The sequence below is a fragment of the Clostridiaceae bacterium genome, from assembly GCA_012840395.1.
In the GTDB taxonomy this organism is placed as follows: domain Bacteria; phylum Bacillota; class Clostridia; order Acetivibrionales; family DULL01; genus DULL01.
On sequence record DULL01000063.1, the window covers coordinates 13,777 to 29,493 of the forward strand.

Sequence of the window (15,717 nt, forward strand, 5' to 3'; positions counted from 1 at the left end):
TGAGCATCAGCCTATGCAAACTCGCTTCGCTTGCTGGTTCAGAGGGCACCTTGCAATCCCCCACTGAACAAGGTTGTTATTATAGTTCGCATCAATTCAGCTCCGCTTATATAAGCGATAGCTGAACTGATGTTTGGTTAAAACAAGGGGAAGGTTTCTTTAAAGATACCTTCCCCAAAAAGTTATTAACAGGTGTAATACATTTTAATAAGTCTAACCTTTAATAAGTCTAACCTTTAATAAGTGTAAACCATTTTGCCTGATCTTAATGCTATAGGTCTTGACCAAAGCCATTTGTTTGTTGCACTGTCATCAAAGTAATATATTGCACCTTTAGTAGGGTCATGACCGTTTAAAGCTTCAAGCGCTGCTTTTCTTGCTGTATCTGTTGCGGGTTTGTTTATCCAGCCGTTTTCAACAGGTGTAAACTGATAGAATTTACTATCCTTCTGATAAATGACACTGGTAATGGTGTTTGGGAAACGCGGATCCTTCACTCTGTTTACTACAACCGCGCCAACTGCTACCTGAGCCAGGTAAGGTTCACTGACTGCTTCTGCAGTTATTAACCTTGCAAGTAAATCCAATTCATATGAAGAATAAGGAATAACGGCATTGCCAGTGTAACCGGTTTGCGTGCTGCTATTTGTGCTTGAGGTATTTCCTCCGTTTACTTCCGGTATAATCAGTTTTTGTCCAACATAAATCATATCATCCCACTTGTTATTTGCTTTTCTCAGTGACCAGAGAGAGATACCAGCCCTTTTTGCAATAAGGTACAGAGTGTCTCCGCTTTTAACAGTATAATCTGTAGCAGGGACTTTCAGTTTCTGGCCCGGGTAGATTATATCACTTGTAAGGTTATTGGTATTTTTGATTGTAGCTACACTGGTGTTGAATGTTTGACTTATTAAATAAAGAGAATCATTCTTCACCACAGTGTAAGAGCCCGCATACGCTGGGAAAGACAGCGTTAAAAATAATAATATGGCAATAATAAAGGCTGATGCCTTTTTCCTATTAGTAAGAAACATTTTGATTCCCCCTTTTGCCTCCGAGGTTAGTTGACGGGTTCGGGTTGAGGACCCCTACTCAAAAGAGATTCACCCCATTTATTTCATCCCCCGTACTCCGTATGTGGAGATTCGGCATTTTTTGTGTATTTTAACATAGGGGTATGGGTAAACTCCAGGCTAAATATGTGGAAATGCAGGCATATGATGGAGAAAAGGGGGTTCATTAGGTATATATCCCGTAATATATTTATCCCGCAATAAGATCAGTCTCTTCTGGATACAAATTGTCACAGTATTTTGTTATTAAAGGCTTAAGCTCAGGGAATTGATAATTGTTCAAAGGTATTTCCTGCAATATCTGTATGCTTTTGTTAAAATCCGATACAAGGTTTACATTGTACTCCATAAGTATATGCTTTAAATTGGTATTTTCCCAATTTACCCATCTTGCGTATCTGGAACGTTCATCAATGTAAAGTTTTGAAACTTCCGATGAATCGGCTCTGTTATATAGTTCTTCACAAACAAAAGTGTTGCATATTATATTTCTGTAACGGGGAGGAATGGTACATCCATAACCGCTTTTTACAAATGGACATACTCTGAAGAATATTGTAAAGTCCTTTATGTTATCTAATTCCGGCAGATTTCCATTATTCTTATATTCATTATATAAAGACTCGTCAAAGAAACCCTTTGTTTGCAAACAATAAGGCTGAGTAGTTGTACCAGGATGTGAGAGGATAGTATCAAGTACTATAAGCCCTTCAGTTGTTTTAACCATTCTTTGTATATCAAGAAGAGAAAATTCAGGGAAATAGAAACAACAGCCTCTGTTCTTTATGCTACAAAGGCTTATTCCAAAGGTACTGGTACAATTGGAACAATCGGTGCAAACATAACGAGGATTGCCTTCTTCAATTTCGATATATATTTTTCCCATATATAAACTCCTTATTTTGAGAAAATTTGAAAGTTTACAAAAAACAATTATATATTCATTTAACTTTTATACACAAATATGCAGGTTGATGATTATAAGCCATTTAAAGTTAATTTTGTCAATTAAATCAAGTGATAATTTTATCACTTAACAGGGGATTATTTTTTAAAATCTTGCTCATTATTTTTCATACTTCTTTTATTTTCCATGCTTCATACCTGTTTATTTAATATCATTTCTAAGCAGAATAAATAGAGGAGATGATTTAATTATGATACTTTTGCTGATAGTGCAGTTTCTGGTCGCAATGCTGCTGTATGACATATTTTTAGTAGTATATTACGTATGTTACAAGACTAAAATAAATCGCCTTCTTGAAGAAATAAATTCACTGGAAGATTTGCTATATTTACATACTATGGATTTCCAAAACATAGTGGTGGAAATTCTTCGAAGAAAAGGGAATAAGGTAAAATTTACAGACAAGTGTGGAGAATATAATAATGGATATATAATTAATAATATTAAGTATGCAGAAATATGGAAACACGGCCTGAATCATCTGGTAGAAATAGAGGCTGCTTTAAAGCTATTACATTGTATGGAAACAAATTCAATTTACAGGGGAATATTAATTACACTGGGTGATTATAAGCAGAATACTATAAAGTTTTGCTTTAAAAATGCAATTGAATGTATCAATGGAGAACAGCTATTAAAAATGTGCAAGGAAGTTCAAAGAAAGAAGGCAGCTTTGCAAACTACAATAATTAATTAAAATGCCAGAGTTTTCAGACAACTAAAACTTTTTGCCCCGAAACGATTTTAAATTTTAAATAGTAAAAAATGTTGAAAAAACAACTTGATTATGGCAACTTGATTATGATAGAATATCACAGACAAAAAAATATAGTAAATAATATCTTTAAGTTTGGTACCGTGATGCCTACAAGATATTGTACTGAAATTTAGGTATAAAGTAATGTGTGTATACTTTATGCCTAGTATTAAGGTCGAATCTTGTCTGCATTTATCAGACAAGATTTTATTATGTGCAAAGGGGTGTTTTTATGGAAAAAACTCAAAAAGTAATCGGCTATTTACCTGATGAACGACCACCAATATGGCAACTACTATTATATGCAATTCAGCAGGTTATTGTAATGTTCCCTGCAACAGTTGCTGTCGCAATTATAACAGGCTTTCATATTTCAACAACAATCTTTGCAAGTGGTTTTGCCACATTATGTTTTATCTTTGTTACAGGAAGAAAAATACCATTATATTACGGCTCGAGTTTTTCTTATATTGCAGCAATAGGAAGCTTGATGGCTTCAGAATCACTGGCAGCCTATACACTAAATGAAAAGATATCTTATGCACAATTCGGTATAGTCATGTCAGGTTTTGTATCAATAGCTGCAGGACTAATTATTAACCGTTTTGGAAAAGATTCAATTGAGAAAGTTCTTCCTGCGTCTATCACCGGCCCTATAGCAATGGTAATTGGACTTACCCTTGCAGGAACAGCTTTAAAAGATGCTTCTTCAATTGCAATTGACACTTTGGGTACGGTTACTGTTGGAGAATCCCAGGTAGCTTTAGCTCAAAATATGGCTTGGATAATATCCCTTGTTACTTTAATTTCAACTATATTATTTTCAGTATATTTAAAAGGCGTAATAGGGCAGCTTCCATTAATTTTAGGACCAATTGTTGGATGTATTGTTGCATTTATTATTAAACTTGCAACAGGAATTGATCTCTTTAGGGTTCTTCCCGATACCGCAAAAAGTGGGATTTTCGCACTTCCGATATTTACTTTACCCAGGCCATCCTGGGCAGCAGTTGCGGCCATCATGCCGATAGCAATTGCAACTATTCCAGAATCAACAGCTCATGTATACCAACTTGATATATATGTTAATGACTTTGCAAAGAAAAAAGGCTCAAGCAAAGTTTATAATATTGCGGACAAGCTGGGGCTTAACCTAATTGGTGATGGTATCGGAGACATAGTTTCAGGCTTTATTGGAGGACCTGCAGGTACAAACTATGGAGAAAATATCAGTGCTATGGCAATTACAAAAGTTTTCTCCATATCGGTTCTCATCGCAGCTTCAATTATTGCTATGATAATATCCTGCTTTACTCCCTTGGTAAATGCAATCTATGCAATACCGACAGCAGTTATAGGCGGCCTGGAAATATATTTGTTCGGTGCTATAGCAGCACAAGGTGTTGCAATTATGGTTGAGAAGAAAGTAGATTTGTTCAGTTCAAAAGTTATTGCGACTATTGCAACCATTATGATTATCGGTCTCGGCGGTCAGTATGCATTCGGAGGCAATATTCCTTTCTTCGGAATAGAAGTACCTTGTATTGCCGGAGCTGCAATATTTGGAATTATTCTCAACCTAATTTTGAGCATTGGAAATAAGAAGACAGCTAAATAGTATTAAGGTATTAATATAGCAAATTAATAATAAAATATAAAGATATAGAAAGTTTGCAGATCACGGCTGCAAGCTTTCTATATCTTCATTGATGATAATATACTGCTGCTTTACCATTGACAATTCAATAAAATTCTTGTAATATTGTTTTTGTGACCATGTGGAGAGATGGCTGAGCTGGTCTAAGGCGCACGACTGGAAATCGTGTGTACTCATAAAAAGGGTACCGAGGGTTCGAATCCCTCTCTCTCCGCCACAATTTGTCTGAAAACCCTGATGAAATCAGGGTTTTCAGCGTTTTAGAGGATAAAACTGTGTGAAGCATAGGGACGGTTCTTCTGCTTCCTTCTAATGGAAGCAGAAGAACCGTCCCTATGCTTCTTAAAGCTTTCGGCTGGGTTTTCTCAGCATTTTCATAATTTATGTATAAATTGCCGTTGTATGTAAAAAATAAATAAAAACTAAGAAACAAATAAAAACTTATGGGAAGAATTATACATGTTTAAATTTATCTCAAAAAAAATTCGCCAGTTATCTCAAAAAAGTAAAAATATATATGAAAATACTCCACCAGGTAAAAATAATTATGGACCAGTATTGCCTGATTTAAGAAGAAACCTGGAGATTATTAAAGGTATTTTTAACGAAAGCAGTGATGTGATAATTCATGAGTTTAACTTTGGGCATGACAGAAAATTTAAAGGGGCACTGATTTTCATCAACAGCTTGGTAGATAAAGAAAAAATCCATAAAAATATCCTGAACCCTTTGATGTATGGAGCATTACTGCTTAAAAAGGATATTGATATGGATTTTACCAACATTGATAATATTAAAAAGAACTTAATATCTGTAACAGATACTAAAAAAGTGACACTGTTGGACGATCTGATTGATAATCTATTAACAGGAGCAGCCATTCTATTGGTAGATGGAGCAAAAGAGGCTTTAGCTATTGACACCGAAAAACGGGAATCCCGCAGTATAGAGGAACCGGGAACAGAGGCAGTTGTACGTGGGCCTAGGGAAGGCTTCAATGAAAATGCTAATGTAAGCATTTCACTTATCCGCCGGAAAATAAAAGCTCCTGATTTATGCGTAGAAAAATTTGTTATAGGTGAAAAATCAAAAACAGATGTATATATTGTATACCTGAAAAGCGTTGCTAATCCGAAACTGATTGAAGAAATCAGAATAAGGCTGAACAGAATAAAAATCGATGCGGTTCTGGAATCAGGCTATATTGAACAGTTTATAGAGGATGCTCCATTCTCTATTTTTCCTACAGTTTCAAACAGTGAAAAACCTGACAAGATTGTGGCAAAAATACTGGAAGGCCGAGCTGCAATTTTGGTTGACGGTACACCTTTCGCTTTGGTAGTGCCCATGCTTTTTATTGAAAGTTTCCAAAGTGGCGAGGATTATTATACCAGGCCTTTTCTTGCAAGCTTTATGCGTATAGTCAGGTTTTTGTCCTATATAATAAGCACTTTGGGTCCAGCTATTTATGTAGCATTAACTGTATTCCACCAGGAGCTAATACCTACCCAGTTGTTGATATCTATTGCAGCAGGGCGTGAAAGAGTGCCTTTTCCAGCATTATTAGAAGCTTTATTGATGATTTTTACCTTTGACATTTTAAGAGAAGCAGGAGTACGGTTACCGAAAGCGGTGGGACAAACAGTAGGTATCGTTGGAGCTCTTGTATTGGGTCAAGCCTCAGTTGAGGCCGGCCTTATAAGCCCAATCATGGTAATTGTTGTATCTTCAACTGCTATCGCGAGTTTTGCTGTACCGGCACAGACCGATTCAGGAACGGTATTAAGATATTTATATCTTGCACTTGCAGGGCTTGCAGGTGGCTTCGGCATAATTATGGGACTTTTGGTAACCTTGTTGCATCTTGCCTCTTTAAGATCTTTCGGAGTGCCATATTTATGGCCTATTATACCCCTTAATATTTCCGGTTTGAAGGATGTTTTTATAAGAATGCCTCTTTGGACTATGCAGAAGCGTCCTAGGGCTATAGTTTGGGGTGATAGCAACTCCTATCTCCAAAGTCCGGGTTTAATGCCATCACCATATAAAGAAGACTACGACGGTTCCAAATAAAAGGAGTTAGGATATAATGAAGAAAAAAATGCATTTAGCAGTTAAAATATTAATTTTGTACCTCATTATGTCGTTTATTCTATCCGGATGTTTAGGAGCAAGAGAAATAAATGATTTGGAAATCGTCATAGGAATGGGAATTGATAAAGATATGGACACAGGAAATATTTTACTAACAGCACAGATAGTTAAAGAAGGGGAAATGGGGAAAATATCAGGAGGCGGTGGAGGCGGAGAAGAAAGTAAGGCCTACTGGAATGTCACAAGTACAGGAAAAACTATTTTTGATGCAGTAAGGCAAGTAACACATAAGACAGGAAACAGGCTTTTTGTATCACACAATCAGGCTGTAATATTTGGTAATGATATAGCCTCAGAAGGTTTGCAAAAATATATTGACTTTTTTTTACGAGCCCACGAAATGAGGCCTACTACATTGATCCTTGTTGCCGAGGATAAGGCTTCAGATATTATGAATGCCAAACCGGAAACCGAGAGGCTCCCTGCAATGAATATTACAAAACTGGTTAAGTCCTATGGATTTACATCCTATTTTTATAAAGTGAACATGAAAGATTTTACTTCATGCACAATGAGTGCTACTACATCTCCGGTAGCACCATTAGTTAGTATATTCGGGGACATGGAGAACAAGGATGTTTATATATCAGGTATGGCTGTCTTCAAAAATGACAAAATGATAGGCAAACTAAGCCAGGAGGAATCCCGGGGAGTTTTATGGGCATTAGGTAAAGTGAAAAGTGGTGTAGTACTTGTTTCTTCTCCCGATAAACAAGGAAATGTTGCTTTAGAAATTTTAGAAGCTAAAAGCAAAGTAACACCAGAAATAAATGATGGCAAAATAGTAGTGCATATAAAAATCAAAGTGGAGTCTAGCCTTTCAGAACAAACTACCACCGAAAACCTGGCAGATATTTCGACCTTTGAAAAAATACAGAAAGCCCAGGATGAAGTTATCCGGCAGGAAATAATGGCATCCTTTAATAAATCCAAGGAATTAAACGCTGATGTTTTTGGTTTTGGTGAAATGGTGCATAAAAAATATAAAAATGAATGGAAAGTTTTAAAGGATAATTGGGATGAAATATACCCAACTATAGAATTAAATATTAACGTTGAAACAAAGATACAAAAGACTGATTTATTAAAAAAAACTGCATCACGAGATGTAGAGGAGAAATAATATGAGTATCGAGAAAGGGAAAATCACAACTTCACAATTACTTTTCTTAATTACTGGTTTTGTACAGGGCTCAGCTTTATTAATAGATTTTACTGTAGGAATAACCAAAAACCAGACATGGATGATTGTATTAGCAGGATTGGTTTTGGCAGCTCCCATTATTATATCCTATGTAGCGCTAGCAAAAAGGTTTTCTGGAATGAATGTAATTCAAATTAACGATATAATATACGGCCGTTTTCTGGGCAAAGCCGTATCTATATATTACATATTCTTTTTTTTAATGACTTTGTCTTTTAATATTCGTGATGTAGGTGAATTGTATGTAACTTTTTTAATGCCGGATACACCTTTTATATTCTTGCTTGCAGTTTTTGCGGCAACTTGTTCCTATGCAGTTATTAAAGGCATAGAAGTATTGGCGAGGGTGAGCCATTTGTTTGTGGCTGTTGGGATATTTTCACCGGTTATTACCTTCATACTTTTGATTGACCAAATGGATTTCTCCAATTTTCTGCCATTTTTTGAATTGCCATCGGTAAAAATATTACAGGGAATTCATATCATGATGGCTATTCCTTTTGGAGAAACGATTATTTTTCTTATGATTATGGGATCTCTAAATAAGACTGAACATGCAGTTAAAAATACTCTTATTGGACTATTAATTGGCACCTTAAGCCTTCTTCTTGTAGCTGTCAAAAATACAGCGGTATTAGGTAGGACACAAACCATATGGACTGCTACGTCCTTTCAGTCAATCAGGCTAATTGATATTGGGACTGTATTAACAAGGATGGATTTTGTAATCGGCATTGCACAGACACTATTAACTTTTTTAAAATGCAGTCTTTTCTTTTATGCATTAGTAACAGCAATTTCTCAGTTGTTTGGTTTAAAGTCATATTTGCCTTTGGTTTTACCTTTAGCCGGCATCGAGGTCATAATTGCTGCCACTGTTTTCCAATCGCCGGTTGATCATGCTGTCATTACGCAAAATGCGGGTATTATTTATTCTGCTCCACTTATGTTTATTATTCCGCCGGTTTCGTTATTGATTGCCAAAATACGAGGTTTACCAAAGCATGAAAGGGGTAAAGATGCATGATATTTCTCTTAATTATTTATGCTTTAATTTTAATATTAAATGTTCCAGGCCTTATAAAGAGAAAGGAATGGAGAGAACTCACGGCTTTTCTCATTCTATATGTTTTTGCTTTTATCTTAGGTATATTATATGTTCTTGACGTACCTATACCAAGTCCGATGAAAGGCTTGCAACATCTTATTGCTGATATATTAGGTATAAAATACCCGCAGTAGCAGATAGATATTAGCAGGTAGGAATTGAGATTCACGTATTTATTCTAATCCCCGGTCGAAGCGAGTTTGTTGCATGTTGGAAATGTGCTGTCTACACTATAAACATTGTCTCTGTTTTGAGTTTATAAATATCAACGTTAACGCATACTTATAAACAACAAATGATTCTGTTAATAGAACTCTTCTTACATATACAAAAGGTCTTCTAAGTCATCAAATGAAAATACTATCTATAGCCTCTGCCATCATTATAATAATCTAAATAATGAACATTTCCTTTGAGTACTACATTTATATTTGTGTAAATCTTTTTTTCAGATGGAAGAGTACCCTCCACAAGGTATTCGAAAAGTAGCTTCACAGGATAATAACCCTGGCAGAACCTTTCCTCGCAGAGCAGTGCAGTAATATATCCTTCAAGAAGTAGTTCTTTTGAAAGTGCATTAATTTCATGGCCAATCAGTACTATTTCTTCAATGTTCATCTCCTTAAGATGCTTGCCAAATATGCCGGCGCCTCCGCCGTCCATAACATATATACCGCTTAATGATGTTTGAGATAGGGCCTTTTCCAGAATTTCATTTTCATGATCGACCTCATAGGTGTAAATATCGGATATGTTTATGTAGGGAGAATTTTTCTGTATATATTTGCAAAAGCCCTGAAGCCTCTCAGAAAAGTATATAAGATCTACCTTACGCACCATAACACAGATGTTGCCGCGATGATTCATAAACTTAGACAGTAATTCACCTGCCATCATGCCGGAGAGGTTATCGTCAGGACCGTAATAAAAAAGTACATCGCTGTTCTCAAAATGTGCACTGACAATTGCGGTGGGAATGGAGTGTGTTTTGGTATATTCTATAAGCTGGTCTAATTTATAAATATGAAGAGGCACTATTGCAAGACCGTTTATCTGTTTTTCCTCAAGAATTTTAATTATTTCAAGATGTATATCAGGGTTATATGTGACATTTACAAAATAGGTTATGATTTCAGTACCAAAATCAGCCAGTTCCTTTTCAATGCATTTAAGTCCTTTATGGACATCATTCCAGAAAAATTCAGGCTCCTCAGGCATTACAACCAAAATCTTAAAGTTGCTTCGAAGAGCGAACTTCCTGGCTATAGAATTAATCGAATAATTAAGCTCTTTGGCTTTTTCGATAACCTTTTGTTTTGTTTCCGCCTTTATTCGTCCTTTGTTATTCAGCGCCCTATAAACTGTGCCTACTGATATATTCAGTTCCCGTGCAATATCTTTAATTGTAGCCTTCTTCACGGTGCATTTGCTCCTCTTGCGTTAACGATTACTTTAATTATATAGCATTCACTTTCACAATATAGCATTAATAATTTAAGGTGTCAATCACGTAACTAATACAATTTTAAGTCATTTAGCAGCAGTTTACAAAAATAAACCCAATCCCTGTTATTAGAGGCATTTTGAGGATTTTAACAAAATGTTTGAAGTTACAAAAATATAATATTCTGGTTTGTTTTTTTCTATTGACTCATCAAAAAAGTAGTAATATAATAAATTTGTGTCAACGTTGACATTTTTCCTGATAAAATAAATACGCAGATTAAGTTACTAGAGATGTAGCAAATGCACATGATCATTTTGAAAAGCACAACCTTACTTTTTGTGGTTTTACATCTTTGAAACTATTCCCCGGCACCGCATATGTTTCAGAAACGTATATGTTGCTGAAACGATTGCATAACCCTTTGAATACCGGGAAGTGTTGAGAAGTATAAAGTTGAATTAATATTCTATTTTGTAGTTTTATAAGAGTAAAACTTTTTATGGTGTTTCTAGGTTTGGATGAAGTAATATCACTTCATCAATAAATAACAAAATTATAAAGGAGGCTTAAAAATGAAGAAAGTAATCGCAATTCTGCTTACGCTTGCATTGCTAGTCGCTTTCGTAGGATGTACATCTAATCAACAAAAGGGAAGCGACACGAAGACAACAGAAACAACTGCTGCAGATCAAGGGGATAAGCAGACAGAAAAAGAACCTGAGCCAGTAACACTTAAATGGGTTGGCGCAGGTTGGCTTGCAGGTGAAAAAGCTGATACACTTATTCAAAGATGGGAAGCTCAAAACCCGCATGTAAAAGTTGAATACACAGAACTTGGAAGTTTAGTTAATGATGAATACCTTAAGAACCTCGATGTTATGATTGCATCAGGAGAGCAAATCGACCTGACATATCTTGGCGTCACAGATTTACTTGTAAGAGCACTTAATGGTGCAGCACTTCCAATTAATGATGCAATTGCACAAAACGGTCATGATTTTGAAAAAGATTACACTGGTCTTGCAAAAAGCATGCTGACTGTTGATGGCAATATCTATGGTGTACCTTATGCCAATAATACATTTAAGGTTTTCTACAACAAGACCATGACTGATGCAAAGGGTATCACAATACCTGAAAAATGGTCCATAGATGAATTCACAGATATCGCAAAGAAGCTTAATGATCCTGATAATAAAGTATGGGGCTGTATATTCCCATCTACTTGGTCGGATCTTTGCTACGCACCTGCAGAAGTAGCAGGCTGGACTATGGCAAAGAAGGATGCATCAGGAAAGTTTGTACCAAACTTTGATGATGAAATATTCAAAACAAGTATGAAATGGGTATACGATCTCGGAATGACTCATAAAGTTTCACCTTCAATTGCAACAATCAAGGCAGAATCACTGAACCGCCGTGTTGCACTTGCAAATAAACAGACTGCAATGATCGTAGATGGACCATTTACTTTGGTATTCTTACAAACCTATATGTTTAATGATCCTGGTACAGGACCACTTGATTTTGAACTTGGTATAGCAGACCTTCCGTATATTACTAAAGAAGCAGGAGACAACGCTTCATTCCTTTCACTTGTTGGTGCTTTCTGGTTCCCGAAAACATGTGCTAATATAAATGAAGCATACAAATTAGCCCGCTTTATTTGTAATGGTAACTTTGATAAGGGTACTTACATGCCTGCTTATACAGGTGCCGATATGAAAGCAGCAACAGATGTATTATTGAATTTTACAGATTCAAAGGGACAACTGCATAAAGATATTTATCCCTATGATATTGTTCTTAAAGCTGTTACAGTTCCCAATGAATCCCATATAAGCTACTGGAAGATGGACCCGACAATATTTGCAAAATATGTTCCTGCATTGTATACATTATTTAACGAGCAGTACACTACTTACCTGACCGGTGAAGTAACTCTTGAGAAGTTTGTTGAGAATATGCAGAAACTTGGAGCGGCTGAAATTGCTAATGTAAATTAATGAAAAATATGCTAAGATAATTTCAGAGAAGTAATTGTAATATAAATACAGAGAAGTAATTGGAATAGAGAGTGAGCCGGCCTGAAACCGCTCACTCCTATACCCCAATATAGAACAATAGTAATATTGTTTTACTAGAATTAAAAGAGGGGGAAATTCTTTGTCAAATAATGAATATGTGCTCAATGGCAAAGTTAATAGGCATAATAATGCCCAAAGGAAAAAAGGATCCGGCTTAAGAACCCAGAAAGCAAAAGATAATTTCTGGGGTTATGTCTTTATTTTGCCTAACTTGATTGGTTTTTCTGTTTTTACAGTATTCGGTATAGTTTTTTCTCTATATATGAGCTTTACAAATTGGAATCTCGTAAAGGGATTTGAAGTTGCCCAGTTTGTAGGACTAAATAATATAAAAAGTATGTTCGGGGATGTATATTTAGGTGCTTCTTTAAGGAATAATTTATTGTTATTGCTTGTTATTCCCATAACAGTTGCTTTAGCGGCAATTTTTGCTTCTATTATGAACTTCGGAATTTATGGGCGTTCGCTCGCAAGATCGCTCTTTTTTCTGCCATATGTAACTAATGTAGTAGCTATTGCCACAGTATGGCAGGCACTACTGCATCCGACGTCAGGTCCCATTAATAATTTTTTAACGGCAATTGGTATTCCAAAGGATAATCTCCCAAGGTGGCTTTCCGATATGAAATGGGCATTGCCTGCTCTTATGATAATACTTATCTGGAAAGACCTTGGGTATAATATATTGATGTATAGTGCAGGATTGCAGAATATTTCAAGTGATTATTATGAAGCTGCAGATATAGATGGAGCAAATGCAATCCAAAAGTTTTTTTACGTTACGGTACCCATGCTTACACCAACAACGTTTTTATTAACAACACTTGGAATAATTTCAAGTCTTCAAATGTGGACAATAGCGCAAATCATTACAGACGGGGGTCCGGGAACGGCTACCTATACACTGGCGCTTTATATTTACCGCAGTGCCTTTATCACTTACCGTACAGGTTATGCTTGCGCTTTGGCATGGCTACTATGCATAATGATTCTTACAATTACGCTGATCCAATGGAGAGGCCAGAAGAAATGGGTAAACTACTAAGAAAGGAGATTGAACGATGACTTCCAGGAGAAAAAAACATGGCAAAGTAAATAAGATATTACGGGAGGCTTGGAAAATCTTACTTTCGGTTATTATAATTGTGGCAGGTTTTGTAATGATATTTCCGTTTCTTTGGATGATTTCGGCCTCTTTCAAGGGTATAAATGATGTATTTGAATTTCCGATCCGATGGATACCAAACCCAATAACAACAAAAGGATATGAGCTTTTGTTCAGTGGGAAAGTTCCATTCCTTGTTTTTTATAAGAACTCTATAATAGTTGCTGTTTTAGGACTAGCCGGTACATTCTTTTCCTGTACTATGGCCGGTTACGCATATGCAAAAATAAACTTTGTTGGACGGGATAAGATATTTCTTCTTAAACTGTCAACAACAATGATACCTTCAATGGTTACAATACTGCCGACCTTTATGATATACTCAAAACTCGGACTTATAAATACACGTACTGCATTATGGCTTCCGTGGACTTTTGGCGGAGCAATGGGTGTATTTATTATGAGACAGTTTTTTGTATCGCTACCTAACGAGCTTGTTGAGGCAGCCAGGATAGATGGTGCAAGTCATCCGCGCATATATTGGAATATTGCAATTCCTAGTGCGAGACCAGCTATTTCTACACTTTTGTTCCTGTACTTTATTTCAATTTGGAATGATTATGAAAGACCTCTCCTGTACCTGCGCAACAGAGAACTGTTTACACTGCCTTTTGCAGTAAAATACTTTGCTGATGATCAGTTTCAGAATTATCCTGCAATAATGGCAGCAAACGTATGTATGCTTATTCCAATAATCATATTGTTCTTTGTGGCTCAAAAGAGTTTTGTACGGTCAATAATTACAACAGGAATAAAGGGTTAAGAGAATGAAAAGTGGGCTGATCCTGTAAGAATATTGCAGGACAGCTCATTTTTATTTCATTATTTTATATCAATAATTGTTACTGAGGAGAATATGATATGCGAATTTTGGAACACAGGACAATATATCGCGATGGCGAGTATGCTGCTTTTCCCAATCTTGCATTCCTGCCTGACAGACGCCTTATGTGTGCTTTCCGCCATGCAAAGGAACGTCAGAAGGAATACGGGAGGGTAACTCATGTAGATCCCACTGCAAAATGTGTTTTTGTTATTTCAGAAGACAATGGCAAAACTTTTTTGCCGGAGATTCATGTTATTATCGATGATGCTGATATGAGCAATCAGGATCCAATTGTCAGCGTTTTATCTGATGGGCGGATCATAGCCACATATTTCAGATGGGCTCTGGTTCCTGCAGGAGAAGGAGCTAAAACCTGGGGTGAAGATTTCTTCAGACGGTTTGGACGTACCTTGTTTGGAAAATATGACTGTTTTTCCGATGGTATAACCTGCAGCATTTCAGATGACTGCGGAAAGACCTGGAGACATATGCCTGTTATTTCACCTGAAGGTTATATAAAGGGATCTGCGGTTCGGGGGAATATAGTGGAGCTGCCTGACGGGACACTGCTTCTTCCTTTTTATGGGATAAAGAATTTCAATGAACTTAGCAGAGCAGGTCTGATGAGGTCAGATGACAGGGGAGAAAGCTGGTACTACTTCAGTGAAATGGCTTTTGACCCGAAATGCGAAAAGCATTTTCTTGAGCCCATGCTTTTTCGTACGGATAGCGGACGTCTTATAGGCTTGCACCGTACACAGAGTGACTATTTGAAAAAGGGTGTTGATTTTGAACAAACATACCTGAATCTACATATATCTGTCTCAGAAGATAACGGAAAAACATTTGGGCCTGTTTTTGAAGTAGATACGCTATGGAGCTCTAATCCATTCCATGCACTTAAGCTTAGAAGCGGTAAAGTGCTTGTTACTTACGGCTATCGCCGCAAACCCTTTGGAATTCGTGCCCGTTTGTGTAACGGGGAATTATCGGACATTAACGAGGTGCCTGAAATTATTCTTCGTGATGATGCTCCAAATGGTGATTTAGGTTATACTCACTCAGTACAGCTTCCGGATGGCACTATAATGGTAGCTTACTATATTTCAGGTGATGATGGCATTAGAAAAATTGAAGCAACATTGCTTCAGGAATGATAAATGAAGTAGGAGCACAGGGAAGCACAGGGACGGTTCTTCTGCTTCCGCCAAAATGGAAGCAGAAGAACCGTCCCTGTGCTTCCCTGTGCTTCTGCCATTTATTGCATGCTGG

Annotated in this window: 13 protein-coding genes and 1 tRNA gene; 11 read left to right on the forward strand and 3 right to left on the reverse strand. The window is 36.6% G+C overall.

Translation table 11 applies throughout. The features are described 5' to 3' along the window. Positions 1 to 236: 236 nt before the first annotated feature. On the reverse strand, positions 237 to 1,034 hold the full coding sequence (locus tag GXX20_07545; protein HHW31508.1) for a LysM peptidoglycan-binding domain-containing protein: 798 nt from the start codon (positions 1,032 to 1,034) through the stop codon (positions 237 to 239). 229 nt (positions 1,035 to 1,263) lie between these two features. Continuing rightward, on the reverse strand, positions 1,264 to 1,959 hold the full coding sequence (locus GXX20_07550; protein ID HHW31509.1) for a hypothetical protein: 696 nt from the start codon (positions 1,957 to 1,959) through the stop codon (positions 1,264 to 1,266). Between the two features lie 283 nt (positions 1,960 to 2,242). Between GXX20_07550 and GXX20_07555 the strand changes: the two genes are divergently transcribed. The 7 genes from GXX20_07555 (at position 2,243) to GXX20_07585 (ending at position 9,054) form a co-directional block, all read left to right on the forward strand. After that, positions 2,243 to 2,737: a hypothetical protein gene (locus tag GXX20_07555; GenBank protein ID HHW31510.1), complete on the forward strand. Its 495-nt coding sequence runs from the start codon at positions 2,243 to 2,245 to the stop codon at positions 2,735 to 2,737. 292 nt (positions 2,738 to 3,029) lie between these two features. After that, positions 3,030 to 4,415, forward strand: coding sequence for a xanthine permease (locus GXX20_07560; protein HHW31511.1), 1,386 nt, complete (start codon positions 3,030 to 3,032; stop codon positions 4,413 to 4,415). A gap of 162 nt (positions 4,416 to 4,577) precedes the next feature. Next, positions 4,578 to 4,671 (forward strand) — tRNA-Ser (locus tag GXX20_07565). A gap of 242 nt (positions 4,672 to 4,913) precedes the next feature. After that, entirely contained in the window at positions 4,914 to 6,527 is a 1,614-nt protein-coding gene (locus tag GXX20_07570) for a spore germination protein (protein ID HHW31512.1), read from the forward strand. 16 nt (positions 6,528 to 6,543) lie between these two features. Continuing rightward, positions 6,544 to 7,731: a Ger(x)C family spore germination protein gene (locus GXX20_07575; GenBank protein HHW31513.1), complete on the forward strand. Its 1,188-nt coding sequence runs from the start codon at positions 6,544 to 6,546 to the stop codon at positions 7,729 to 7,731. A 1-nt stretch (position 7,732) separates the two neighbouring features. Beyond that, entirely contained in the window at positions 7,733 to 8,839 is a 1,107-nt protein-coding gene (locus GXX20_07580) for an endospore germination permease (protein ID HHW31514.1), read from the forward strand. Next, positions 8,836 to 9,054 (forward strand): hypothetical protein, encoded by a 219-nt coding sequence (locus GXX20_07585; protein HHW31515.1) that lies wholly within the window; start codon positions 8,836 to 8,838, stop codon positions 9,052 to 9,054. The genes GXX20_07580 and GXX20_07585 overlap by 4 nt, the downstream gene beginning before the upstream one ends. Before the next feature lie 226 nt (positions 9,055 to 9,280). Here GXX20_07585 and GXX20_07590 read toward each other — a convergent pair whose 3' ends face one another. Then, a complete protein-coding gene (locus tag GXX20_07590) occupies positions 9,281 to 10,339 on the reverse strand; it encodes a LacI family transcriptional regulator (protein HHW31516.1) in 1,059 nt (352 codons plus the stop codon). A 600-nt stretch (positions 10,340 to 10,939) separates the two neighbouring features. On the opposite strand from GXX20_07590, the gene GXX20_07595 reads away from it, so the two are divergent. The 4 genes from GXX20_07595 (at position 10,940) to GXX20_07610 (ending at position 15,602) form a co-directional block, all read left to right on the forward strand. After that, positions 10,940 to 12,373, forward strand: a complete 1,434-nt coding sequence (locus GXX20_07595) for an extracellular solute-binding protein (GenBank protein ID HHW31517.1) — start codon at positions 10,940 to 10,942, stop codon at positions 12,371 to 12,373. 160 nt (positions 12,374 to 12,533) lie between these two features. Next, positions 12,534 to 13,499, forward strand: coding sequence for a sugar ABC transporter permease (locus GXX20_07600; GenBank protein HHW31518.1), 966 nt, complete (start codon positions 12,534 to 12,536; stop codon positions 13,497 to 13,499). A 16-nt stretch (positions 13,500 to 13,515) separates the two neighbouring features. Further along, positions 13,516 to 14,382 (forward strand): carbohydrate ABC transporter permease, encoded by an 867-nt coding sequence (locus GXX20_07605; GenBank protein HHW31519.1) that lies wholly within the window; start codon positions 13,516 to 13,518, stop codon positions 14,380 to 14,382. A 98-nt stretch (positions 14,383 to 14,480) separates the two neighbouring features. Then, the gene (locus tag GXX20_07610) at positions 14,481 to 15,602 is read left to right on the forward strand and encodes an exo-alpha-sialidase (protein ID HHW31520.1); all 1,122 of its coding nucleotides are present in this window, start codon (positions 14,481 to 14,483) and stop codon (positions 15,600 to 15,602) included. The last annotated feature ends 115 nt before the right edge of the window (positions 15,603 to 15,717 follow it).